25 protein-coding genes and 1 pseudogene are annotated in these 23,378 nt (G+C 37.5%); 14 read left to right on the forward strand and 12 right to left on the reverse strand.

Annotated elements, in window-relative coordinates; translation table 11 throughout:
- Window positions 1–59: 59 nt before the first annotated feature.
- Both ACUNWD_RS19620 and ACUNWD_RS19625 read right to left on the reverse strand, forming a co-directional pair.
- Window positions 60–1,001 carry a phosphoribosylaminoimidazolesuccinocarboxamide synthase gene (locus ACUNWD_RS19620; RefSeq protein WP_445589566.1) on the reverse strand — a complete coding sequence of 314 codons (942 nt, stop codon included), beginning with the start codon at window positions 999–1,001 and terminating at the stop codon, window positions 60–62.
- Window positions 998–1,999 (reverse strand): PhoH family protein, encoded by a 1,002-nt coding sequence (locus ACUNWD_RS19625; RefSeq protein WP_445589567.1) that lies wholly within the window; start codon window positions 1,997–1,999, stop codon window positions 998–1,000. Before ACUNWD_RS19625 ends, ACUNWD_RS19620 begins: the two co-directional genes overlap by 4 nt.
- A 176-nt stretch (window positions 2,000–2,175) precedes the next feature.
- Here ACUNWD_RS19625 and ACUNWD_RS19630 point away from each other — a divergent pair, with 176 nt between their 5' ends.
- The 3 genes from ACUNWD_RS19630 (at window position 2,176) to ACUNWD_RS19640 (ending at window position 5,234) form a co-directional block, all read left to right on the forward strand.
- Entirely contained in the window at window positions 2,176–3,081 is a 906-nt protein-coding gene (locus ACUNWD_RS19630) for a DMT family transporter (RefSeq protein WP_445589568.1), read from the forward strand.
- A 94-nt stretch (window positions 3,082–3,175) separates the two neighbouring features.
- Window positions 3,176–3,772 carry a hypothetical protein gene (locus tag ACUNWD_RS19635; protein WP_445589569.1) on the forward strand — a complete coding sequence of 199 codons (597 nt, stop codon included), beginning with the start codon at window positions 3,176–3,178 and terminating at the stop codon, window positions 3,770–3,772.
- 19 nt (window positions 3,773–3,791) lie between these two features.
- Entirely contained in the window at window positions 3,792–5,234 is a 1,443-nt protein-coding gene (locus ACUNWD_RS19640; RefSeq protein ID WP_445589570.1) for a flotillin family protein, read from the forward strand.
- Window positions 5,235–5,269: 35 nt separating this feature from the next.
- On the opposite strand, the gene ACUNWD_RS19645 is transcribed toward ACUNWD_RS19640, so the two are convergent.
- Window positions 5,270–5,704, reverse strand: a complete 435-nt coding sequence (locus tag ACUNWD_RS19645) for an SRPBCC family protein (RefSeq protein WP_445589571.1) — start codon at window positions 5,702–5,704, stop codon at window positions 5,270–5,272.
- A gap of 204 nt (window positions 5,705–5,908) precedes the next feature.
- Here ACUNWD_RS19645 and ACUNWD_RS19650 point away from each other — a divergent pair, with 204 nt between their 5' ends.
- The 11 genes and pseudogenes from ACUNWD_RS19650 to ACUNWD_RS19700 all read left to right on the forward strand — a co-directional run bounded on the left by ACUNWD_RS19650 (window position 5,909) and on the right by ACUNWD_RS19700 (window position 15,122).
- On the forward strand, window positions 5,909–6,520 hold the full coding sequence (locus ACUNWD_RS19650; RefSeq protein ID WP_445589572.1) for a TetR/AcrR family transcriptional regulator: 612 nt from the start codon (window positions 5,909–5,911) through the stop codon (window positions 6,518–6,520).
- Between the two features lie 12 nt (window positions 6,521–6,532).
- Window positions 6,533–7,804, forward strand: coding sequence for a TolC family protein (locus tag ACUNWD_RS19655; RefSeq protein ID WP_445589573.1), 1,272 nt, complete (start codon window positions 6,533–6,535; stop codon window positions 7,802–7,804).
- Window positions 7,805–7,815: 11 nt separating this feature from the next.
- On the forward strand, window positions 7,816–8,694 hold the full coding sequence (locus tag ACUNWD_RS19660; protein ID WP_445589574.1) for an HlyD family secretion protein: 879 nt from the start codon (window positions 7,816–7,818) through the stop codon (window positions 8,692–8,694).
- Window positions 8,695–8,751: 57 nt separating this feature from the next.
- Complete coding sequence (locus ACUNWD_RS19665) at window positions 8,752–9,126, forward strand: four helix bundle protein (RefSeq protein ID WP_445589575.1); 375 nt, start codon at window positions 8,752–8,754, stop codon at window positions 9,124–9,126.
- A gap of 35 nt (window positions 9,127–9,161) precedes the next feature.
- Window positions 9,162–10,070: an ABC transporter ATP-binding protein gene (locus ACUNWD_RS19670; protein ID WP_445589576.1), complete on the forward strand. Its 909-nt coding sequence runs from the start codon at window positions 9,162–9,164 to the stop codon at window positions 10,068–10,070.
- Window positions 10,071–10,143: 73 nt separating this feature from the next.
- Entirely contained in the window at window positions 10,144–10,878 is a 735-nt protein-coding gene (locus ACUNWD_RS19675; protein ID WP_445589577.1) for an ABC transporter ATP-binding protein, read from the forward strand.
- A 34-nt stretch (window positions 10,879–10,912) separates the two neighbouring features.
- On the forward strand, window positions 10,913–11,278 hold the full coding sequence (locus tag ACUNWD_RS19680; RefSeq protein WP_445589578.1) for a four helix bundle protein: 366 nt from the start codon (window positions 10,913–10,915) through the stop codon (window positions 11,276–11,278).
- A gap of 5 nt (window positions 11,279–11,283) precedes the next feature.
- On the forward strand, window positions 11,284–12,390 hold the full coding sequence (locus tag ACUNWD_RS19685) for an ABC transporter permease (protein ID WP_445589579.1): 1,107 nt from the start codon (window positions 11,284–11,286) through the stop codon (window positions 12,388–12,390).
- Window positions 12,391–12,453: 63 nt separating this feature from the next.
- Window positions 12,454–12,806, forward strand: a pseudogene (locus tag ACUNWD_RS19690) (four helix bundle protein).
- Between the two features lie 51 nt (window positions 12,807–12,857).
- Complete coding sequence (locus tag ACUNWD_RS19695) at window positions 12,858–13,976, forward strand: ABC transporter permease (protein ID WP_445589580.1); 1,119 nt, start codon at window positions 12,858–12,860, stop codon at window positions 13,974–13,976.
- A gap of 249 nt (window positions 13,977–14,225) precedes the next feature.
- Complete coding sequence (locus ACUNWD_RS19700) at window positions 14,226–15,122, forward strand: hypothetical protein (protein ID WP_445589581.1); 897 nt, start codon at window positions 14,226–14,228, stop codon at window positions 15,120–15,122.
- Window positions 15,123–15,205: 83 nt separating this feature from the next.
- Here ACUNWD_RS19700 and ACUNWD_RS19705 read toward each other — a convergent pair whose 3' ends face one another.
- The 9 genes from ACUNWD_RS19705 to ACUNWD_RS19745 all read right to left on the reverse strand — a co-directional run.
- On the reverse strand, window positions 15,206–15,721 hold the full coding sequence (locus ACUNWD_RS19705) for a hypothetical protein (protein WP_445589582.1): 516 nt from the start codon (window positions 15,719–15,721) through the stop codon (window positions 15,206–15,208).
- A gap of 195 nt (window positions 15,722–15,916) precedes the next feature.
- A complete protein-coding gene (locus ACUNWD_RS19710) occupies window positions 15,917–16,186 on the reverse strand; it encodes a DUF493 family protein (RefSeq protein WP_445589583.1) in 270 nt (89 codons plus the stop codon).
- Between the two features lie 236 nt (window positions 16,187–16,422).
- Window positions 16,423–17,856 carry a nucleoside recognition domain-containing protein gene (locus ACUNWD_RS19715; protein ID WP_445589584.1) on the reverse strand — a complete coding sequence of 478 codons (1,434 nt, stop codon included), beginning with the start codon at window positions 17,854–17,856 and terminating at the stop codon, window positions 16,423–16,425.
- 10 nt (window positions 17,857–17,866) lie between these two features.
- Complete coding sequence (locus ACUNWD_RS19720) at window positions 17,867–18,658, reverse strand: FeoB small GTPase domain-containing protein (RefSeq protein ID WP_445589585.1); 792 nt, start codon at window positions 18,656–18,658, stop codon at window positions 17,867–17,869.
- Between the two features lie 5 nt (window positions 18,659–18,663).
- A complete protein-coding gene (locus ACUNWD_RS19725; RefSeq protein WP_445589586.1) occupies window positions 18,664–19,698 on the reverse strand; it encodes an iron dependent repressor, metal binding and dimerization domain protein in 1,035 nt (344 codons plus the stop codon).
- A gap of 34 nt (window positions 19,699–19,732) precedes the next feature.
- Window positions 19,733–20,518: a transporter gene (locus ACUNWD_RS19730; protein ID WP_445589587.1), complete on the reverse strand. Its 786-nt coding sequence runs from the start codon at window positions 20,516–20,518 to the stop codon at window positions 19,733–19,735.
- 2 nt (window positions 20,519–20,520) lie between these two features.
- The gene (locus tag ACUNWD_RS19735; RefSeq protein ID WP_445589588.1) at window positions 20,521–21,186 is read right to left on the reverse strand and encodes a metal-dependent transcriptional regulator; all 666 of its coding nucleotides are present in this window, start codon (window positions 21,184–21,186) and stop codon (window positions 20,521–20,523) included.
- 420 nt (window positions 21,187–21,606) lie between these two features.
- A complete protein-coding gene (locus ACUNWD_RS19740; RefSeq protein WP_445589589.1) occupies window positions 21,607–22,671 on the reverse strand; it encodes a hypothetical protein in 1,065 nt (354 codons plus the stop codon).
- A 37-nt stretch (window positions 22,672–22,708) separates the two neighbouring features.
- A partial coding sequence (locus tag ACUNWD_RS19745; RefSeq protein ID WP_445589590.1) for a transposase occupies window positions 22,709–23,378 on the reverse strand: 670 nt, incomplete at its 5' end.

The following is a 23,378-nucleotide window of genomic DNA, read 5'->3' on the forward strand; positions in this document are numbered from 1 at the left end:
AAAGGCTGTCCAATTTTACTTTTTGGACAGCCTCTTTTATTTTGGTGTGATATACTTTACTATTTAAACCATTCGGAAACGTTTTTCTCAATACGATTATTGAGGTCTGTTAAATCAGACTTTACAAACTGATCGCCTGTAATATTTTCAAAAAGTTCGATGTAACGCTCAGAAACTGAATTTACAAACGCTTCGTCCATTTCAGGAACTTGCTGACCGTCTTTTCCCTGAAACCCATTTTCAATTAGCCATTGGCGAACAAATTCTTTTGATAGCTGCTTTTGTTTCTCTCCTTTTTGCTGACGCTCTTCATAACCATCAGCGTAAAAATAGCGGCTCGAGTCTGGAGTGTGAATTTCATCGATTAGGTAGATTTTGCCATCTTTTTTACCGAATTCGTATTTGGTGTCAACTAAGATCAATCCTTTATCTGCAGCCATTTCAGTACCACGCTGGAACAACTTTTGAGTATAATCCTCCAACATTTCGTACTCTTCCTTGCTTACCAAACCTTGTGCAATAATTTCTTCTTTAGAAATATCTTCATCATGACCTTGGTCAGCCTTTGTTGTTGGCGTAACGATTGGATTCTCAAATTTTTGATTTTCAATCATTCCATCAGGCATTGGTACACCACACAAACTTCTTTTTCCATCACGATATTCTCTCCATGCATGTCCTGTTAAATAGCCACGAATGACCATTTCCACTTTAAACGGTTCACAATGATGTCCAATGGTTACATTTGGATCAGGAGTTGCCACTTTCCAGTTTGGGACAATATCACTGGTTGCATCCAAAAATTTTGCAGCAATTTGGTTCAATACTTGTCCTTTGAATGGAATTCCCTCAGGAAGCACAACGTCAAATGCAGAAATGCGGTCGGAAACAATCATCACCAGGTATTCATCGTCAATGTTGTAAACATCGCGGACTTTACCATGGTAAACACTTTTTTGGTTTGGAAAATTGAAATCAGTACGAGTTAATGCTTTTGTCATTTTTCTGTGGTTTTGTCTTTTTGTTTTGCTTCTTCTTTTTTTGCCATTTCTTTCGAATGGTGTTTGTCGTAGGCTTCTACGATTTGACGAACCAAACGATGGCGAACAATATCTTTAGTGTTGAAATAAACAAACGAAATGTCATGTATGTTTTTCAGAATTCGCTTAGCTTGAACTAATCCGGACTGGCTTGCTGTTGGCAGGTCAATTTGCGTTTCATCTCCAGTGATAATAAACTTTGCATTCAAGCCCATTCTAGTCAGAAACATCTTTAACTGGTTGAGGGTGGTGTTTTGGGCTTCATCCAAAATAACGAAGGCATTGCTCAACGTTCGCCCTCGCATAAAGGCAAGCGGTGCAATTTGAATGGTGCCATCCTTCATAAATTCTTCCAGCTTCTTGGTTGGGATCATATCCTGCAGAGCATCATATAAAGGTTGCAAATAAGGATCGATCTTTTCTTTTAAATCACCAGGAAGAAATCCCAATCGTTCGCCCGCTTCCACAGCTGGACGGCTCAGGATGATGCGTTTAATTTCGCGGTTTTTTAGTGCTCGAACAGCCAGGGCTATTGCAGTATATGTTTTACCTGTTCCGGCTGGTCCAATCGCAAATATCAGATCAGACTTTTTTGATTCTTCAACGAGCACTCGTTGATTAGGTGTTCTTGCCCGAATTGGTTTCCCATTGTTTCCGTGCAACAAAACATCCTGCATTCCACCATTTGATGCTTCCAATGCTTCCAAATCATTATTCATAATTTGGTTGATTGTATCTTCCGGTAGAATATTGAATTGGTGATAATGGTCTAATAGAAGTTGAAACTTTTGTTCGAATGCAGAACTTTCTTTTTCATCACCCTGGATAATGAGCTGATTGCCTCTGCTTATGATTTTAAGTTTTGGAAAATAGGCTTTGATCAGGTCAATTTTGTTGTTATTAACGCCATAAAATTCCAGCGGATCAATACCTTCCAAATAAATTTGTTTTTCAAACATAGATTGCTCTTGACTCCTTTCTCATGCTGCAAAAATAAGCAAAAATGTTTGGATTTTGATGATTGGCGTGCTATTGTGATCTAAGGTAAAATAATCATTTCTTTTAGAAGTATTTTTGATCCTTTTCGCAATTGTTTTGTTGTTGTGACGAATATAATATTCAACTTTGCCCACTAATGAAGAATTTATTCTCGAATACTGTTTTCCTGGCAATTGTTGCCTGCCTTTTATGGTCTTCTGCTTTTGTAGGGGTGAAGATAGGACTTCAATATCACAGTCCTTTTCAGTTTGCAGGTGTACGCTTTTTCCTTTCGGGTATTATGCTGATTATCTACTTTAATAATATCGGTCGTTATTGGCAACAAGTAAAGGAAAATTGGAAATTCATCGCATCGATATCCATTTTACAGACTATTATTCAATATATGCTGTTTTATTCAGGAATAAATTTATTGCCAGCATCAGTGGCTGCAATGATCATTGGATCGTCGCCATTATTTATTTCGGTGGTTTCTCATTTTAGTTTTCATAATGACAAGATGGATTTTTTAAAAACGCTCAGCATCTTTTTTGGGATACTGGGAGTGGGGATCATTAGCTTTGGGCCCGGGAAATTACCATTGGGAGTGCAGATCAGTTTGTTGGGTGTTGGATTGCTATTGCTGAATAATCTGGTTTCCGGAGTGGCAAATGTGCTGGTCGCAAAAAGACCTTCCGGCATTTCACCGGTTGTTTTAAGTTCTTCTTCCTTACTCTTTGGTGGGGCAGGGCTTATTCTTATTTCTATTCCTATTGAGGGGTATGGTTTACGGGCTGTTTCTCCGGAGTACTTTGTTGCCCTGGGATGGTTAAGCTTTCTTTCAGCTGCTGCATTTTCTATTTGGTTTGGTTTATTGCAACGGCCGGGTGTGAAAGTTTCTGTTTTAAATACCTGGAAATTCCTGATACCAGTTTCGGGTGCAATCTTGAGCTGGCTTATATTACCTGATGAATCGCCCAATTGGATATCTGTTTCTGGAATGATCGTTATTGCGATAGCTTTGCTGCTGATGAACTATTCAAACAGAAGAAAAGTAGTTTGATTTTTATAAAAACATTGTTTTCTGGTGAATTAGGTGTTTGAAATGATCTTTGATATTCTTAATTTTAACAAAAAAATAATTAAGAACCCCTATCATGATCCTATCGATCCTTCCTGTTTGGCAAGATTTAAGCTTAGTTGAACAAATCTATTGGTTAGTTACAATTCCAGCCACGTTATTATTTTTAGTTCTTCTTTTTACTACTATGTTTGGAGCCGATGTTGATGTAGATGTCGAAACAGACATTGATGCAGCTTTGGCTGATGGTGATAGTATCCCCTTTCAGTTTTTATCCCTAAAAAATATTGTTGGCTTTTTTACCATGTTTGGCTGGTCTGGATTGGGATTTATGAATTCCGGATTAGATATTTGGTTGGTCATTTTACTTTCCACTATATGTGGATTATTAATGATGTTTGCAATGGCATCCTTGTTCTACTTTATGTCAAAGTTGGCTGAGACCGGAAATTTGCAACTAAAAAATGCAATAGGGAAATTAGGAGAAGTTTATTTGACCATCCCCGCTAATAGAGCTGGTTTTGGCAAGGTACAGATTACCATTCAGGGGACTCTTCAAACATTAGATGCGATTACCGATGAAAATGAATCAATATCCACCTCTTCAATTATTAAAGTATTGGATGTAATTGATGATCAACTTCTCTTGGTAGAGCGTAATTCGAAAAAATAAACAAAAAAACAACTAAGTTATGGGCGACTATTTTGTAATTCTGGTCAGCATTGCTGTCCTGTTTGTATTTATTATCATTGTTGCAATGATAAAGCGTTATAAACGCTGTCCTTCCGATCGTATACTCGTCGTATATGGAAAGGTTGGGAAGGGGATTAATAGTGAATCTCGTTCTGCAAAATGTATCCATGGTGGAGCCGCATTTATATGGCCAATTATCCATGCTTATGAATTTCTGGACCTGACTCCAATATCGATAGAAATTAACCTGAAAAGTGCATTGAGTAAGCAGAATATTCGGGTTGACGTACCATCCAGATTTACGGTTGGTATCTCAACAGAACCAAGTATCATGAATAATGCAGCAGAACGTTTATTGGGTTTGTCTCAGGAATCAATCAGCAATTTGGCAAAAGATATCATTTTTGGACAATTACGTTTAGTGGTTGCAACTATGGATATTGAGGAAATCAACAGTAACCGCGATAAGTTTTTGGCTGCAGTTTCTTCAAACGTGGAGGCTGAATTGAAAAAAATTGGTTTAAAATTGATTAACGTAAACGTTACTGATATCAATGATGAATCTGGTTATATTGATGCCTTAGGAAAAGAAGCTGCTGCAAAAGCGATCAACGATGCTAAGAAAAGTGTAGCGGAAAAGAATCGTGATGGAGAGATTGGTCAAGCTGATGCCCACCAGGAGCAGCGTGTTAAAGTTGCAAAAGCCGATGCAACTGCGGTTGAAGGGGAAAACATTGCTAAAGTTACTATTGCTAATTCAGATGCCGATCGTAGGGAGAAAGAAGCAGAAGCTCGTCGTAAAGCAGTTGCTGCTGAAAAAGTAACAGAAGCGAAAGCATTGGAAGAAGCTTATGCAGCGGAGAAAGAAGCAGAGGTTGCACGTGCACAGCGTGATAAGGCTACTCAGATTGCGAATGTGGTCGTTCATGCAGAAATTGATAAGCAAAAAGTGGAGATTGCTGCTGAGGCGATTGCAGAGCAAACACGCAGGGAAGCCAAAGGTGATGCGGATGCGATCTTTATGAAGATGGATGCTCAGGCAAGGGGTATATACGAAGTATTAAGCAAGCAGGCTGAAGGTTTTGAAATGTTGGTTAAAGCAGCAGGAAATAACTCGAAAGACGCTGTGATGATGATGATTGCTGATAAACTACCTGAATTAGTTAAAACGCAGGTGGAAGCAATTAAGAATATAAAAATTGATAAAGTTACTGTTTGGGAGACGGGTAATGGTAAAGATGGTAAGACTTCAACGGCTAACTTTATGCAGGGTATGCTCGGATCAATTCCTCCACTGGATGATGTGTTTAAATCAGCAGGAATGGAACTTCCGGATTATCTGAAAGGAAAAACTACAGAGGACGTAAAAGTGGATGTGACAGAGTCGAAACCTGAATCTGAACCAAGCGAGCCTACTGAAAATAAAGAAGAAGAGAAATAAGAATACAGAGGGTAGCATTATTTTGCTGCCCTTTTTTACTTGGGAAAATTTTCTGCTTCAATTTTTAATTCGTACAAATTTTTGGTAATTCCTTCTACCAAGGCTTTTTGCATCATTCCAGCCCCCAGCCCTTGTATGCTTTCTTTTACTATTACTAATGTAGATGATCCACTTGGTGTTAAGTGCCAGTTGTGGATTGCTTTTATCCAAAATATAGAACCAGTCCAGCCAATTTCTGTATTTGGGGTTGCTGTATGAATTTTTGATTTTATTTTAAAGCCACCTGCGTTCCAAACAAATTTTGTTCCTGCTTTAAAATCTCCAAAAACTTTTGCGTGCTTAACGTCTTCTTGCCAGTGTGGCCACCTGTTTATATCGCTTAGTATTTTGTAGATCTCTTCTGCAGATCTGTGAATTTCTATTTTTGCTTCGTGGTATGCGGGAGCTTTTTTATTGACTTCAATATTCATAGTTACTGATTTTGAATAATATAACAAAATTGAATATTTCTTGTTTTTGGAAAAGATATAGTATTTGTAATGTGCATTCAATTAGTTCGTTATAAAAATAATTAACCAAGTGGTTAAACTTATTGGTTGATTTGTTTGGATATTATTTTTCAACTCCATACATTTGGCCACATGATTTAACCAATTAGTTAAACTTCTGATTAAATGAATGCTCAAAAAGACACTACGGAAGACAAAATTTTAGATGCAGCAACTGAGATCTTCTTGGTTAAAGGGATGGATGGAGCCCGAATGCAGGAAATAGCTGACAAAGCAAACATTAATAAGGCATTGTTACACTATTATTTTCGGAGCAAAGAAAAGCTGTTTGATGCTATTCTGACGAAGATTGTGAGTTTCGCATTTCCAAAAATTGGAAAGGTTTTTGAATCTGATCTGCCATTTCCGGATAAGTTAGACCAAGTTATCGACATCTATATTTCGATGTTGCTAAAACATCCACAATTTCCTTCTTTTCTAATTAAGGAAATGAATCGGAAAGGTTCTGTTCTATTCCAGTTTATTGACAGACAGCATGTAGATATTCAGCCTATTTATGACGTTATTGAAGATGCAATGGATAAAGGCGAGATTATTCGAATGAATTCAAGGCATTTAATTATTAATGTTTTGGGCATGTGTGTTTTTCCTTTTGCTGTTCAGCCGATGATTAAAAATGTAGCTTTTAACGGTGGGGAAGATCAGCTGTTGGAGTTTTTAAACGAAAGAAAAACTGAAGTAAAAAAATTTGTAATGAGGGCTCTTCAACCCGAGTAAAAAAGATATAATATGAAAATTAAGAAACGATTTTACTTGCTTTGGTTTTTGTTACCGGTACAACTGGTATTGGCACAAGAACCTGTAAGTTTAGAACAATGTCAGGAATGGGCCAGAACTTATCATCCCTTGCTTAAGCAAAAAGAGCTTTATCAGAAAATGACAGAACTGAAGTTGGAAAACAACGAAACAAATTATCTTCCAAAAGTGGATTTAAATGCACAAGCCACATATCAGTCTGATGTCACTAAAGTTGGAATTTCATTGCCAAATGTTAACATCCCCGAGCAATCGAAGGATCAATATAAAATGTATTTGGATGTGAAACAGAATATCTGGGATGGAGGATTAACCAAAGCCAATGCAATACTGGAAAAAGCGAGAGAAGAAACCAACTTGCAGGGCGTGGAAGTTGAGCTATATAAGGTTAAAGAGCAAGTCAATAGTTTATTTTTTTCCAGCTTCCTGATTCAGCAAAACCTGGAACTGTTATCAAAAAAACAAGAAACACTTCAGACACGCAAAGTTCAGATTGAATCTGCAGTGAAAAATGGGGTTTTACTATCTTCTGAATTGGATCAAATATTGGCCGAATTGGTGAAAGTGACACAACAACAAGTTGAATTAGAATCGCATCAGGAAACAGTTTTGGCTGCTTTGGGAATTTTAACAGGGAAAAATGTGGATGATTTGCGAAATCTGGAGATAAATTCTCTGAATATAAATATTGACAGTGAATTGAAAAGGCCCGAACTAAATTTGTTTGAAACCCAAAATGATCTTTTAGCTGCATCATCTGATTTGCTTCAGAAAAAGAGAAATCCGAAACTCTTCGGTTTTGGACAAGCTGGATATGGTCGGCCGGGATTAAACATGCTAAGTAACGAATTTGACACTTATGCGTTGGTTGGTGTGGGCTTAAACTGGACTGTTTTCGACTGGAAGAATAATCAGCGAGAGCGGGAAATAATTCAACTACAGCAACAATTGGTAAATACACAAGAACAACAATTTGAACGAAATATCACAATCGCATTGGATAGTGAATATCGAAAATTAGAAAAATTAGAAAAGATTTTGGAAAGTGACCGGGAGCTCATTGAACTGCAAACGCGAATAACAGCAAGTTCTGCCTCAAAGCTAGAAAACGGAACCATAACATCTTCGGATTATATTCAGGACTTGAATGCAGAGATGGCTGCCCGGATCACTTTTGAAACACATAAAGTTCAGGCGGAGGCTGCCAAAATCAACTATCAAACAATCAAGGGTATTAATAATTAAATCAGACAATAATGAAATTTCAATATTTATTTGCATTGACATTGGCCGTATTAATGTCGTGCAATGAGAAAGATGACCAATCAGATGCCTATGGCAACTTCGAAACAGAGGAAGTTATCATGTCTTCTGAAATGGCAGGCAAAATAATCAGTTTTAATATTGAGTTGGGCGATCACGTCAAGAAAGGTGATTCATTGGCAATTGTCGATACTACACAACTGAGTCTGCAAATCAAACAGTTGAATGTTCAGATGGATGCAATTGGCACGAAGAGAATAAATTTAAGTGCACAGGTTGAAGTGCAGAAAGAACAGATTCGAAATTTAAAAATTCAGCAAGACCGGATTCATAAATTATTTGCAGACAAGGCAGCTACTCAGCAGCAAGTGGATGAGGTTGATGGACAAATGCAGGTTTTGGAGAAGCAATTGAAAAGCACAAATACCCAATTTATTTCAATCAACAGTGAAATAGAGGTTCTTAAAGCGCAATTGGCAATAGCAGAAGATCGCCTGAGTAAATGTTTTATCACTAGCTTGATGGATGGAGTGGTGCTAGAGAAGTATGTTGAACTGGGAGAACTGGCAGCTCCAGGGAAAGCTGTTGTGAAGTTGGGCGATTTATCTGAACTCGATTTGAGGGTTTATGTAAGTGGTGCACAACTGCCAAATATTAAATTAGCTCAGCAAGTTGAGGTGTTAATTGATTTGGATAAGAGCGAAAACCAGGCATTAACTGGGGAAGTGTGCTGGATCTCATCAGAGGCTGAGTTTACTCCAAAAATCATACAGACAAAAGAAGAACGTGTTAAGTTGGTTTATGCCGTGAAAGTAAAAGTCAAAAACGATGGCCGCCTGAAAATTGGAATGCCTGGAGAAGTTAATTTTTAGTGACCAGTTAGCTTCCTTTAACAGTTTGCAGTGTATTTAATATTTAAAATATTCAATATGGATTTTAGGGATTTACAGGCATATAAAAAGGCATTTGCACTTGCCATGGAGATTTATAAGATCACAAAAGAATTTCCAAACGAAGAAAAGTATTCATTAATCGACCAAATCAGACGATCATCAAGATCTGTTTGTAGTAATATCGCTGAATCTTACCGAAAAAGAAATTATCCCAAACACTTTGTAACTAAGCTTATTGATTCCGATGGTGAGAATAGTGAAACACTAGTCTGGTTGGAATTTGCTCTGGCATGTAATTACATTGATAAAGAAAGTTTTCAAAACTTAGAAAGTGAAAACAAGGAAATTGGGGAATTAATAAATTATATGATTTTAAATCCTGAAAAAATTGGAAGTAGCATATTGATCTAGCTGATTATTGTGATTGATCCCTGAATACTGATTTTATGATAAAAGTTGAAAATATAAGCAAGTCCTACGACGAAACAGTTGCTCTGAAAAACATCTCGTTTGAAGTGAGTGAAGGCGAATTGTTTGGTTTGATAGGTCCCGATGGTGCAGGAAAAACCACCTTGATGAGAATACTGATGACCTTATTGATTCAGGACGAAGGCGATGCTGCAATGAGTGGTTTGGATGTGATTAGTGACTATAAGAAAATCCGCCAGTTGGTTGGGTACATGCCTGGCAGGTTTTCACTTTATCAGGATTTGACTGTGGAAGAAAATCTGGAGTTTTTTGCTACCGTTTTTGGGACCACCATTGCTGAAAATTATGACTTGATTAAAGATATTTATGTGCAGATTGAGCCTTTTAAAAGCAGGTTGGCAGGAAAGCTTTCAGGAGGGATGAAGCAAAAGCTGGCACTTTCTTGCGCATTGATCCACAAACCAAAAATTTTGGTGCTCGATGAACCAACAACAGGAGTTGATGCTGTTTCTCGGAAAGAATTCTGGGACATGCTGAAAAATCTCCAGAAGCAGGGAATTACGATGTTGGTTTCCACGCCTTATATGGATGAAGCCGGACTTTGTGATCGAGTCGCCTTGATGCAGAAAGGGGAAATATTGAGTATTGACACACCAACCCGCATTGTAGAAAATTATACACGTACCTTGCTTGCTGCCCGTTCGGAAGAAATGTACCGATTAATAAATGACCTTCGTGAATGGGATCAGATTGATTCTGCCTATGCTTTTGGACAATTTGCTCATGTGACTCCGAAAAACGACAAAATGGAAGCTGTTGAATTGGAGCAATTCCTTTTAATAAAGAAGCATAACAAGTTGCAGGTACATGAAATTACACCGGGAATTGAAGATGTTTTCATGGCATTGATGAGGAATGAGCAATGAGTTTAGAGCTATAGATTAAAGTTTATACAACCCCGAAAGGGCGATATAATTATTTGAAGCGATACAGCAAAATATGAATCAACAAATACCTGTCATAACAGTAAAAGATCTTGTCAAAAAGTTTGGAGATTTTGTGGCCAATGACCATTTAAACTTTGAAGTTTACAAAGGGGAGATCTTTGGGTTTCTGGGAGCTAACGGTGCCGGAAAGACCACAGCAATGCGTATTCTGTGTGGATTGTCAAGTCCAACGAGTGGTGAGCTGTCTGTTGGTGGTTTCGATGTGTATAAGCAAACGGAGCAAATCAAGCGAAATATTGGTTATATGAGCCAAAAATTTTCGCTGTACGAAGATATGACGATCGCAGAAAATATTAGATTTTATGCTGGTATTTACGGAATCTCTGTCAAGAAACGGAAGGAAAAGGAACAGCTATTGCTTAAAAAATTAGGGCTGGAATCTGAGCGTGATAAGCTCATTTCATCTTTGCCTTTAGGTTGGAAACAGAAGCTTGCTTTTTCCATAGCTCTTTTACATGATCCTAAAATTATTTTTCTGGATGAGCCAACCGGTGGAGTTGATCCGATAACCCGAAGACAGTTCTGGGATTTTATCTACGAAGCAGCTGCAGAGGGGAAAACCATTTTTGTTACAACCCACTATATGGATGAAGCCGAATATTGCAATCGGGTATCCATTATGGTGGATGGACGAATTGCTGCACTTGGTACACCTGAAAATCTGAAAAAACAGTTTCAGGCGGAAGATATGAATGGAGTCTTTTTGAAAATAGCCAGAAGCTGTTAGCTTTTAGCGATGAGTTATTTTAAATATAAAATTGATGGGTATTAAAAATTATAAAAGGCTGAAAGTTTGGGAAAAGAGTATTGAGCTAGTTGTTGATATTTACCGGATAACTGAATCCTTCCCAAATTCTGAACAATATGGATTAATTAGCCAAGTAAGGCGTTGCTCTGTTAGTGTTCCCAGTAATATAGCTGAAGGAGCCGGAAGGCAGTCTGAAAAGGAATTCAATCATTTTTTTAACATTGCAAAAGGGTCAACTAATGAATTAGAAACACAACTTATAATTTCCCAAAGATTAAAATTCATTACTGAAGATGATTTCAATGATTGTATTACTAAGATTGAAGAACTTCAAAAAATGATATCAGGTTTACAGAAATCACTAACGGCTAATAGCTAAAAGCTATGAAAAGATTTTTCGGATTTGTTAAAAAGGAGTTTTTCCACATTTTTCGTGATGTGCGGACGATGATTATTTTGTTTGGTATTCCGATTGCCCAATTGATGCTTTTCGGAACGGTAATTACGAACGAAATCAAGGATGCTCACATCGCTATTTATGATCAGTCGAAGGATGAGGTTACTCAGGAGATAACTTCAAAATTACTTTCGTCAGGTTATTTTTTGTTGGATCAATACTTGGAAAGTACCGAAGATGTGGAAGCGATATTCAAAAAGGGGAAGGTGAAGGAAGTATTGGTTTTTGAACCCAATTTTGCACAAAACCTGGAAAAAGAAGGAAAAGCCAGTGTGCAGGTAATTGCCGATGCTTCTGACCCAAATATGGGGAAATTGTTAGCCAATTATACAACTGGAATTATCAACGATTATATTCGGAAGGAGATGGGCGAATTGCAACTTCCAATGCAAATTGAACCGGAAGTTCGCATGTTTTATAACGAGGGTTTGAAGTCGGTATACATGTTTGTGCCTGGAATTATGGCCATGATTCTAATGCTGATTTCTGCAATGATGACATCAATTTCCATTACCCGTGAAAAGGAATTAGGAACCATGGAAATATTGTTGGTTTCACCGTTAAGGCCAGTGCAAATTATATTGGGGAAAGTTGCACCGTATTTAGGCTTATCAATTATAAATGCCATTGTCATTTTATTGATTGGTCACTTTATTTTCGGCGTACCTATTGAAGGAAGTTGGGTGTTGCTTTTAGGAGAAAGCATCCTTTTTATTATGATGGCACTATGTTTGGGAATTCTGATTTCTTCCATTGCAAAAAACCAACAGGTAGCAATGTTCATTTCTATGATTGCTTTAATGTTGCCAACTATTTTGCTATCAGGTTTTATTTTCCCTATTGAGAATATGCCAATACCGCTTCAAATACTTTCGAATATAATGCCACCAAGATGGTTTATTGTGATCTTGAAAAACATCATGTTGAAAGGTACTGGCTTTGGTTTTGTTTGGAAAGAAACAACGATTTTGCTGGGAATGGCAGCCATATTTACAGCTATTGCTGTGAAGAAGTTTAAAACAAGACTTGAGTAGCCTTGAGCTTCAAGCCTCAAGTTACAAGAATGAAAATAGAAACAGTTGATAAAAATAATAGCCATGAAAAATTTTAAGAAATTGAAAGTTTGGCAAAAGGCGATCGATTTAGTTGAAAGTATTTATACGGTATCAAAATCGTTTCCTCAGGAAGAACAATTTGGATTAACTAGCCAGATAAGGCGTTGTTCAATCTCTGTTCCTTCAAACATTGCAGAAGGAGCTGCCAGGAACTCTGATAAAGATTTTGATCGTTTTCTGGAGATCTCTATGGGGTCATGTACGAGATGAAAACACAACTGATCATAGCGAAAAAACTTGGCTATTTGTCTGACAATGATTTTAAAAAATTATCAGAAGCTGCACAGGAGGTTCAAAAGATGATTTCAGGCCTTCAAAAAAGTATTAACCGTTAATTTGCAAATACCTGCTTGCAGCTTGTGGCTAGCAGCTAAAAGCTAAAGAAAATGAGAACACTTCGATACATATTACAAAAGGAATTCATCCAGATTTTTCGGAACAAAACCATGTTGCCGATGATTTTTGTGTTACCGATAGTGCAAATGTTGATATTGGTTTTTGCCGCCACTTACGATTTAAAGAATGTCGATATTTATGTGGTGAATCAGGATCAATCTGAAACTTCCCGGGAAATGATTTCCAAGTTTGAGGCCTCACCGTTCTTCAGGATTTATGATGCTTCATTTGATATAGACGATGCGGAGAGCAGTTTCAAAAAGGAGAAAGCCGATTTTGTGATGGTTATTCCACAAGATTTTGAGCGTTCACTGGTTCGGGATGATGAGGCAAAAGTGGAGTTGTTGATTAATGCAATTGACGGCAATAAGGCATCCTTAATTTATTCTTATACACGAGGAATTTTGTCAGGCTTTAATAAAGAGATAATAGCCGAGTGGAAAAGTTTACCCGAATTTAATCCACCGATGCAGGTTGAGGTAAAAGACACCTATTGGTTCAATCCAGAGTTGGATTATAAATGGTACATGGCCCCGGGAATTTTATCTATTCTGGTAACGATTATTGGTATGTTTTTGTCTGGAATGAATTTGGTGCGCGAGAAGGAAATAGGTACGATTGAGCAACTCAATGTCACGCCAATTAAAAAGTATCAGTTTATTTTAGGGAAGCTCTTGCCATTTCTTGTAATTGCCTTATTTGATCTTGGCTTTGGGCTGATAATTGCCCGGCTTGTTTTTGATTTACCAATTGTTGGTAGTCTGGTTATTTTATTTGGCTTTGCTGCGCTCTACCTGGTTGGCGTGTTAGGATTGGGATTATTTATTTCAACGGTAACCGAAACACAACAACAAGTGATGTTTGTCACTTTCTTTTTCATGATGTTATTTATTTTGATGGGAGGAATCTTTACGCCGGTCGAAAGTATGCCGAATTGGGCTCAAATGTTGGATCGCATCAATCCCATCTATTATTTCATGCGAATTATGCGAATGGTTGTGTTGAAGGGGTCCGGATTCTTCGATTTGTTCCAAGAGTTTGTGTCATTGACTATCATTGGTATTTCATTTTTAGGACTATCGATTTGGCGTTACCGAAAAACAAGCTAAGTGACTAACGATTTGACTGTTTTCAATATTCCCTATATTTCATAAGTCGCGCGGACACATTTTCTTCATTTTAGTACCTTATTTTTATTTATCACGTATATTATTTTGTTCTAAAAGGAAATTCCTATTTGAAGTTTATAGATATATTTTATTCGTTCCTTTTTGAACTTGTTGATAAGAAGGGAAGCAATTTTTTCTTACTGGTTCAAATTGACTCTAATTATAAAATCAATTTATAACTCATAATGTATGAAAAAAGTAGTCATTTTCCTCTCGCTGTTATTTACTGTATTAGCAGTAAATGCACAGAATAATGCTCCGTTAGATCAGCCTGATTTAATTATTGCTGAATCATCTTCAATCCAACTTAGCGAACAAGACACCATTTATCAACGAAATGGAGAAAAGATTATTTGTACAATAAAAGAGCTAGGAGTAACTGAAATAAAGTACAGTTTGGAAGAGTACAACGAGGGGCTGTTATTTGTAATTGGGAAAAAGGATATTGAAAAAATCGTTTTTTCAAATGGTAAAGTTCAGACATTTGCACAGAATAATAATTTGGAGGAAACTGCAGAGCAAAATTCAGGTGAAATTTTCCAAACACAAAAGAAAGATGCGCTTAAAATTGATTTTTTAAGTCTTGTTGCTAATACCACCAGCTTAACTTATGAAAGATGTTTAAAACCAGGGCGATCAGTTGAATTTTCGATTGGCGCTGTTGGGCTGGGGTTTGCAGATATGGAGGACAGGGCATCAGGAATATTGTTAAGAGGTGGTTATAAGTTTATTAGGTCTCCAAATTTTTACATGGATGGAATGAGGTATGCTCATATTTTGAAAGGCTCATATGTGAAATTGGAGTTTGATTTCGCATCATACAAAGTTACGGGCAAGGATTTTTTGGATATCTTCAATGACCAAAAAGAAAGGTATACGCTTACAAAATTTGCTTTTTTGGTGGTAATCGGTAAACAATGGGTGTTTGACAATTCATTTGTTGTGGATTTATATTCAGGTGTTGGTGTAGGAAATAACAATCTGGATGATTTGGATAATACTTACCCATATGGTTTCACAACCTTGGGTGACAGTTTCCCGTTGGCATTATCGCTAGGTTTACGGCTAGGCTTATTAGTTAAATAATAATAAAGCATATTGAGCATTAAACCGAATGTTGCGATTGGGGCTAATTGCTATAACTTACAATAATTGTTTCTACCAATTGCCTATTGTTTCGCTTTCAGCAAAGTAATGGTTCCGATCCAGTGATGATGGGAATTAGTATCTTGGGAGCTATTGTAATCATCCGTTGTGCCGCTTCCGGTTGCACTTTCAAAACGACCCGTTCCACCAATAATAGTAAATGGATCTTTCCAATATGAAGTGACAAATTCAGGATGGCTATCTTCTCGTCCTTCAACTACCTTTCCTTCGCAAGAAATAAACAAACTATCCCCATTTTCAGCAATTATGAATGAATCAGTTGGCCCATATTCTCCCTCTGGTCCACAGGCGCAGAAGTTGAAGGTACCTGAAAAATCTCCTAGTAGTTTTTCGGCTCCATTGAAATCTACAATGACACGGCAATTATACTCATCGGGGCAATCGACAACCTGGTCTTCAGTATAAACATGTACATATTCACCCGAGAACTCTGCATCAAAAGTTTCGGTTACTGTCTTTGAGCAAGATGTGATTAAAAAAAATGTTGCAAATAAGAAAAGATGGAATAGTGTTTTCATGATATTGATTTTTATGGTTGGTATCATTTTTTATTTGCAATATGAAAGATCTGAACAGAATTCATCGCTTCCCATGTTGATGAAATGGTAGGTTGACCAATAGCGATAGATATAATCCTACCGACTATATCATTACGATAATGGAATATGAAAAGTTTTAGCTTTTATTTTTAGGAGGGGAAGTGAGGCCGTCAATTACAGAATGATTACTTCTTCAATTCTTCCAACTTTCTCGGTCACTTCAATAATTTGGTCCGCATCTTCCATTACAGCCACACACGTAATGGCAACATGTTTAAGATTTGAAGTGTGTTTAAAGGAAATTTTTCCATGGTCCGGAAGGATTGCTTTTATCTGCTCCACTTTTCCACCGTTGTTTGGAGTAATAAATTTAAACATATATTCCAATGGCCATTCTTCAGTCTCCATTAACCGGTAGCGTAAATTTTTGTAGGTATCCCTCATATAATTCTCCTTCGTATTCTATAAACATATTTGCAAACCTATTGTTTGTGCCAGATGAAAGTTCAGAAATCTTTCCTGATTTACTTCTATTAAAATAATGAAGGGCAAAAATACCACTTTTGATGAAACTGTGTATTGTCAGTCATCCCAAATGAAAATTATTAATTCTTTGATTCGCGATGGTTGAAGCCAATAAGTAATTCAATGTTTGCGGCGTTTTTTCTTATTGCTATAAATCAATGAAGTAAAAGCCATATCTGGGTAGTGAAGAAGGTTACTATTAGTCCTAAAACAATTGGCAAAAATGTAGAAACCAAGGTCCATTTTACACTCTTCGTTTCTTTATAAATAGTCATAATGGTTGTTGAACAAGGATTGTGTAATAAGCTAAATAACATTAAATTAACGGCTGTAAGTAATGTCCATCCTCCGGCATGTAAAACATTTGCAGTATCAGCAACGGAATCCAATTCAAACATAACTCCTGATTCTCCACCAACACCGGTAAGTTTTGTGCTTAATACCGTTAACATTAACACCGTTGGTATTACTATTTCATTTGCAGGTATAGCGATAATATACGCCAAAAGTATTACTCCATTTAACCCGAATATTAGAGCAAATGGATTTGACCAATCTATAAAATGCTCTGCCAGGCTCAAATCACCAATGTGAATATTTGCCACTAACCAGATAACAACCCCGGCAGGAACCGCAAAAACTACTGCACGCCAAAGAACAATTATTGTGCGGTCGATTAAAGACGTGTACAACGTTTGTAGGACCCGTGGTGGACGATAGGGTGGTAACTCCAGGCTAAAGGATGATGCTTCTCCTTTTAAGACCGATCTGCTTAGTCCCCAGGATACCACTAAACTGAAAAATATACCCAACAAAGCAATTCCAACAACGGCACCAGCTGATACAATCCCTGCCAGGCTTGCAGGAACAAGCCCGCCAATAAAAATAGAGGCAATGAGAATTTGGGTGGGCCAGCGTCCGTTACACAGCGAGAAATTATTAGTAATTATGGCAATTAAACGCTCTCTGGGGCTATCAATTACTCTGGCAGCTACGACCCCGGCAGCGTTACATCCAAAGCCCATACTCATCGTCAATGCTTGTTTTCCATGTGCACCGGCTTTACGAAAAAGATTATCCATATTAAAAGCAACACGTGGCAAATACCCAAGGTCTTCAAGTAGGGTGAAAATTGGAAAGAAAATAGCCATAGGAGGTAACATCACAGCAATGACCCATGCCATCGACAAATATGCTCCGTCAATTAATACTCCATCGAGCCACCACGGCAGATGTATGGCTGCTGCCAAATCTTTCAACAAAGGATGCATTGCATCAATTAGGAATGATGCCAGTAAGCCGGATGGATAATTTGCCCCGGCAACGGTTAACCAGAATACAATGGCCAGTATGAGGAACATTAAAGGAAATCCCAGCCATTTGCTGGTGACCATTTTATCTATTTTCAAATCAAAGCTGTAGGCTTCTTTTTCGCCTAATTGTTTGACGGTTTTTTTGGCGATGCGTGATGCATCTTCATAGATTGATTCAATAATTGTGTCGTGAAAATCAGTTCCCAGATCCCACCTGACCGCATTTGCAATCGATACAATTTCTTCACCTTTCAATTTTATTTTTGTGTTTTCCATTTTGTACAATCTAATTTTGAATGGCTAAATCGTCATCATTCAGATTCCCCAATTCTCCGGAACGGACAGCTTCAATGATACTGTTATCACCTTCAAGCAAGCGCATGGCTACCCAATTCACATTTGGAAGTCCCGGATAGATTTCCCGAATGCTTTCAGATAGGGTTTGAATGGCGTGATTAAGTTTTTTTGAACGACTTTTTATTTTTGGTGGTTTGCAGATATATCTTCCGGTAGCCACCTCTTCAATTGCCTGCAGCAATTCATCCATTCCCTGTTTTCTACGCGCTGAAGCCGGTATTACCGGAATTCCTAACTCTTTTGAAAGTGCGCGAATATCAATTTCCAGGTTATTTCGCTTGGCTTCATCCATTAAGTTAATGCATAAAACTGCCCGGTCGGTAAGTTCCAGAATTTGCAATACCAAATTAAGGTTGCGTTCTAAACGGGTTGCGTCAGCAACAATGACCGTCACATCAGGCTGACCAAATAGGATAAAATCACGTGCTACTTCTTCATCGGTACTTGTTGACAATAGGGAATAGGTTCCGGGTAAATCAACCACTTTGTAGTGTTTCTCATTGAAGATGAATCCTCCTTCGGCCCTTGAAACCGTTTTTCCCGGCCAGTTTCCTGTGTGTTGGCGAAGCCCCGTTAAGTTATTAAAAACAGTACTCTTTCCTGTGTTCGGATTTCCAGCCATTGTGATAACATAGTCTACATTTTCAAGATTCAATCCTAGTTTAACCAGATTGGCCTTGTTGTGAGCCGGACAATTTTCACAATTATTTAGTGCACTCATTTTGTTTAAATTTTTCGGTTGATAAATACGTGGTCGGCATGTTGCTTTCGGATACCGATGGTCGTGCCCATCACCCGATAGCCAACGGGATCACCTGAAGCACTTTTCATTACTGCTGAAATAGAACTTCCGGGAATAATACCTAAATCCATCAACCGCCTGCGTTGTTGACCTCTGCAATTGGGAGAAATACCCAGTACTTCAGCTTGTTCTCCAATGTTTAAGGAAGATAGCAACTCGTATTTTGGCGTTTGAACTGCTTCTGCAGCTATTTCTTCAACTGTTATATAGCTGGCAAAAAGAGGTGTTAATATGCACTCTTCGCCATTGGCAATGAAGGTGATTTTCTTGTCGGTTACGTCGGTTACATAAACTTGCATTCCTGGGTATAGGCCAAGTACAACCAGTTGTTCATAAATACTTTTGGGCTCATCCTCCAAATGAATGATGCGTCCCATTCCTCCTTCCTGCATTGTGCTTAAACTTATTCCTTTTGATTTGGGCAGTTCTCCATCAGCGCTGGGAATTGGGTCTCCATGTGGATCGAATACCGGATTTCCCATTTGTGCCGCCAGTTTTTCGGTTTCTTCTTCCGTGACAAGGTGTTCAATTCTGCAGGCTTCATTATGCCAATCAGCGGGTGCAACACTTGTTTGATCAGCCAGATAACGTTCCCAGATCCGGTGAATTCTGACAATTCTCAGTGCATAAGAGCGTCCGGCATCAGTCAAAGTAACCGATTGATTATTCAGGTTAACTAATTCCAATGTTGTCAGACGATTTATCAGCCTTCCTGCTTTATCCATGACGATGTTTAAATGCCCGGCAATGCTGTTAACATCACAAGCCATTTTGTTGTATTCGCAATCGAAAATGAATTTTAAGGCATCTTCCAGTAAAGCCCTTTTGTTGTTTTGACTAAGTTTTGTTAGTAAAGCAAGTCCGCCTTTTTTTGGCCAAAAGAGCCAAGCTAAAATGAGGATGAAAAACAGACCCATGAGTAGGGTTATCTCAGGCTGTATTTGCAATATGTTTGACATGGTTCTTGTTTTAAATAATTAAAGGGATCGTGTACTAGTTAGGCAGTCGGTACGACAATCCTAAACTCATAAAACTATCAATACTGTTTTGTAATCCTAGCCCGCCAGATACATCTAATTGCAAATTAGGACGAATTAAATAAGTGAACCCGGCATCAATTAAGTGTTCTGCCTTACCCATTTCCGGTAACCATCCGTAATTCTCGATAAATGCTCCTAGTTTATCTGTGATACCTGTACCCAAGGCTATTGAATAGAAATAAGCAGGAATGGCCGTTTCCCCATCCCATTCGGCTCCCAAATTGTACCCAAATGAGATTTTATCTGAAAGTGTATGAGAAAAAGCAAACCGGATATCAGCTGCTGAAAATTTAGTCTTGAAATCTTCATCCGCTGTAAATGGTAAAACTAAGCCTCCTAAAAAAGCAACTTCAGGTTTCCATCCATTTTCGTCAGCGATTTTTACTTTAAATCCGGTATAAAGGGGGCTTAATCCTGAAGTGGTATTTGTGTTACCTGTACTGTTAATTTTCTCTTTTTCTCCAAGATATTCCAATCCCAGTCGCAACTCAAAATTCTTAAGTAATCCATAACGTAATAGGGTTGTATTATACACAAAGGATTTTTGATCAAACAAACTGGTCTTAGTATTCTCCATCAGAAAACCAGTCTCTATTTGTAATGATTTATGCGGAACCACAGCCGATGACTCTGTTTGGTCTGGTCGGTCAGTTATTAGCTCAGAATCATTATCTTGTGCTTTTACGGTTGCTGTATATCCGGTTAATACCAATAGTGCAAGTATAAATTTCAATTTCATATTTATCTGTTTTCTAATTGTCTCACATAAATGATATCAGTGAATTCCTTGTTTAAAAGTATTTTATTTTGGTCGATTTTTATTTCAGTCATCTTGTTAGAATCATATTGTTTCTCAACCTTTAAAGTTGAACCAATTATAAGATGATTTGCATTACAAAATTCAAAGAAATCTTTTTCAGAACTGGATAGCCTTGACACTTCATAGGTATATCCAGCCGTCGCCATTGATAATAGAACCTGCGAATTGTCCGCTTTCCTTTCTCCATTTAAAGCTGGAATTGGGTCTCCATGCGGATCGGTAGTCGGATAGCCTAGATACTTTTCTATTTTCTCAGCAAGAAAATCAGACGTAAGATGTTCCAGATGTTCGGCTTCCCTGTGAATTTCGTGTAAATTCAGATTGAATGTTTTATGCAAGAAAGCTTCCCATAACCGGTGTTTGCGAATAACGTTTAATGCAAGTTGAGTACCCGATGTTGTAAGTGTCAAAGGTTTGTATTTAGTATAGTCGACTAATTCCTTTACAGCTAATTTTCGGGCCATGTCGGTCGCCGCAGCGTTAGTGATATTTAATAACCGTGCTATTGTGCCAAGCCTCGTGTCATTATTTGGTTGCCTGCTTAGCTTATAAACTGTTTTTAAAAAATTCTCTGTTGAAACCGTCATATATAGTGTGTTTAACTCAATATTTAAGTTTGCTTAAAAATGAAAACAGGAATGCTTTAAAAAGGTTTAAAATCTTTTTATTGATCTATCAGAGAAGAAATGAGGGGATATGTATGGAAGCGAAGGGAGTAGTGGTGGAGAATCTGAATATTTCGTAGTGAAATGTACTGCTAAGAGATAGATATTGAGGATCTTGTTGCAATGCTTGTTATGAACGTTGTTTATATGTGGATTGGCATTGTTTTATGGAGCGTTTTTAGGACGGGTCATAATGTGTGGTAACGGTGAGTATATGTTGTCGGGGCGGATTTCGGAGAGCGTTCCTGTCCGAAGGACACGGAACTGCGATGCGAGAATCCGCAGTTGGCGTACCACCAAACCCCGCCCTGCAATATGTACTGTGTTAGCGGCTGGGTTTTTCTATGTTTCATAAAAGTCAGTAACATTTAATTCTTTTCTAATTGATACTATAACATTAGAAATAAGGTCAATAACTGTTGCACTAAATAATGCAACAATGATATTCGTGATATAAAGTTTTAAATCAATAGAAATATTTATACTAAATACAAGAACACCACCAATAATTAATAAAACAAACATTATTAAGTTGAATAATAGGGCGTTAAATGGTTTGCCAAATGATACTGAATTTCTCTGAGTTAAAATATAATGTTCTCTTATAAATCCATCAGCAAAGTCATCAAAAAGCTTTTTAATTCTGTTGTTATTTAAATCCTCAGTTTTGAAGTCAGGATATATAATTTTAAGATTTTCTAGAATTGGGTCTTTCTCAAGACTTGGAAGAGTGGCCACTTCTCGGAAATCACCATGATATTCGTCCATAAATTTCCACATTCGCTGACATGCATCTTTCGCACTTATGAGTTCATCAAGTGAATAGTTTTTTCTTAATAGTCTATCACGAAAATCGAAATCTGAACGCACCCTTCCTTCAATTTCTCTTAGTCCTAAATATGCTTGTGCTGCTAATTCTCCGAATTTTACTTCTTCATGAAATTTTTTGTGATTATCATATCCCATTCTGTCATAATGGTAAAGAGTCATCTTTTTGTATTTATGGTCGAGATTTGATTTTATATTTTTATCGAAGTGATTCCAAAATGGGCTTGACCATCTTATAAAATGAGCTATCTTTCTTAACGCAGTAAATTTTTTTGATAAAACATCTATTTTTTGTTTTCTAACAATCCTTTCACTTTTTTCTGAAAAAAGTTTAGAAAATAAGAAACTTATTATAATGGCAACAGTAATTCCAATTGTTGAAATAAGTAGCGAAAGTATTTTTTCAAACTCTGAAGTGGGAAGAATAAAAATTCTTTGAAAAAAGAATGTAGCAACAGCAATATATGCAATAAACAGATACCAAATTATTGCTTTGTATAGTCTTTTGTTTTTTCTCCAACTAATCTGATGTATTAATTGAGAAGCTTTGAATTTTATTTTTAAAAGATGTCTGTTCATCTTTGTTTATTTAACCTTGCCGCTAACGGCAGTCTGTCTAAAAACCAGTTCCGGGGGATCTTGTTTTTAGCAGGCATAGCTTAATTAAGGGTTGTTTTTCAAATTTGGGATGGACCATTGTTTTTTCTGGTATTTGGTTTGTCAGGTTTAAAAATAGCTTAAAAGGGGCAAAAAGTGAACATAAAATAGAAAAAATAATTGACAGGTAGTCAAATAACTGTTTGCCCCCTACCAGGTTGATTATTCTTCGCAGGTTATAAGCAAGCATTGTAAACCCAAAATCTGCTTCCGCTCTTTCCATGTACTTTTTCGTGATTATGTAGTTAAAGCCCCATTGTCGTTTTATCGTTCCAAAAGGGTGTTCCACTATCGCCTGACGTTTTTTGTAAAGCTTCTCACTTTTCTCCATCCGCTTTTTGTTGTTTTCAATGTTTTCTGCGAACTCACTTCGCCTAACCTGTTTTCCGTTTGCTGCCGATTTTGTACAAAGAGGTCGTACTTCACACTTTTTACATTTTGGAGTGGTATAGTTCCTGAATCTGTAGGCTATCTGCCCGTTGGGATTTTTGGCAACATGCCAATAACCAGTGGTTGTTAGCATATTTCCTTGCGGACAAGTGTAGGTATTGGTTTCCGGGTCATAGTCGAAATGTTCTACATCGTAGTTAAGGTCGGGTGCATGAGAAGCCCCTGAGAACGGAGGAATT

Source organism: Sunxiuqinia sp. A32, from assembly GCF_052690465.1.

Coding starts and splice junctions, on each gene's coding strand:
- ACUNWD_RS19670 (WP_445589576.1), top strand. CDS start 9,162: ATGATAAAAGTTGAAAATATAAGCAAGTCCTACGACGAAACAGTTGCT.
- ACUNWD_RS19695 (WP_445589580.1), top strand. CDS start 12,858: ATGAGAACACTTCGATACATATTACAAAAGGAATTCATCCAGATTTTT.
- ACUNWD_RS19720 (WP_445589585.1), bottom strand. CDS start 18,658: ATGAGTGCACTAAATAATTGTGAAAATTGTCCGGCTCACAACAAGGCC.
- ACUNWD_RS19645 (WP_445589571.1), bottom strand. CDS start 5,704: ATGAATATTGAAGTCAATAAAAAAGCTCCCGCATACCACGAAGCAAAA.
- ACUNWD_RS19740 (WP_445589589.1), bottom strand. CDS start 22,671: ATGAACAGACATCTTTTAAAAATAAAATTCAAAGCTTCTCAATTAATA.
- ACUNWD_RS19715 (WP_445589584.1), bottom strand. CDS start 17,856: ATGGAAAACACAAAAATAAAATTGAAAGGTGAAGAAATTGTATCGATT.
- ACUNWD_RS19710 (WP_445589583.1), bottom strand. CDS start 16,186: ATGAGGGATACCTACAAAAATTTACGCTACCGGTTAATGGAGACTGAA.
- ACUNWD_RS19680 (WP_445589578.1), top strand. CDS start 10,913: ATGGGTATTAAAAATTATAAAAGGCTGAAAGTTTGGGAAAAGAGTATT.
- ACUNWD_RS19650 (WP_445589572.1), top strand. CDS start 5,909: ATGAATGCTCAAAAAGACACTACGGAAGACAAAATTTTAGATGCAGCA.
- ACUNWD_RS19730 (WP_445589587.1), bottom strand. CDS start 20,518: ATGAAATTGAAATTTATACTTGCACTATTGGTATTAACCGGATATACA.
- ACUNWD_RS19665 (WP_445589575.1), top strand. CDS start 8,752: ATGGATTTTAGGGATTTACAGGCATATAAAAAGGCATTTGCACTTGCC.
- ACUNWD_RS19675 (WP_445589577.1), top strand. CDS start 10,144: ATGAATCAACAAATACCTGTCATAACAGTAAAAGATCTTGTCAAAAAG.
- ACUNWD_RS19725 (WP_445589586.1), bottom strand. CDS start 19,698: ATGTCAAACATATTGCAAATACAGCCTGAGATAACCCTACTCATGGGT.
- ACUNWD_RS19655 (WP_445589573.1), top strand. CDS start 6,533: ATGAAAATTAAGAAACGATTTTACTTGCTTTGGTTTTTGTTACCGGTA.
- ACUNWD_RS19700 (WP_445589581.1), top strand. CDS start 14,226: ATGAAAAAAGTAGTCATTTTCCTCTCGCTGTTATTTACTGTATTAGCA.
- ACUNWD_RS19660 (WP_445589574.1), top strand. CDS start 7,816: ATGAAATTTCAATATTTATTTGCATTGACATTGGCCGTATTAATGTCG.
- ACUNWD_RS19705 (WP_445589582.1), bottom strand. CDS start 15,721: ATGAAAACACTATTCCATCTTTTCTTATTTGCAACATTTTTTTTAATC.
- ACUNWD_RS19630 (WP_445589568.1), top strand. CDS start 2,176: ATGAAGAATTTATTCTCGAATACTGTTTTCCTGGCAATTGTTGCCTGC.
- ACUNWD_RS19640 (WP_445589570.1), top strand. CDS start 3,792: ATGGGCGACTATTTTGTAATTCTGGTCAGCATTGCTGTCCTGTTTGTA.
- ACUNWD_RS19620 (WP_445589566.1), bottom strand. CDS start 1,001: ATGACAAAAGCATTAACTCGTACTGATTTCAATTTTCCAAACCAAAAA.
- ACUNWD_RS19625 (WP_445589567.1), bottom strand. CDS start 1,999: ATGTTTGAAAAACAAATTTATTTGGAAGGTATTGATCCGCTGGAATTT.
- ACUNWD_RS19685 (WP_445589579.1), top strand. CDS start 11,284: ATGAAAAGATTTTTCGGATTTGTTAAAAAGGAGTTTTTCCACATTTTT.
- ACUNWD_RS19635 (WP_445589569.1), top strand. CDS start 3,176: ATGATCCTATCGATCCTTCCTGTTTGGCAAGATTTAAGCTTAGTTGAA.
- ACUNWD_RS19735 (WP_445589588.1), bottom strand. CDS start 21,186: ATGACGGTTTCAACAGAGAATTTTTTAAAAACAGTTTATAAGCTAAGC.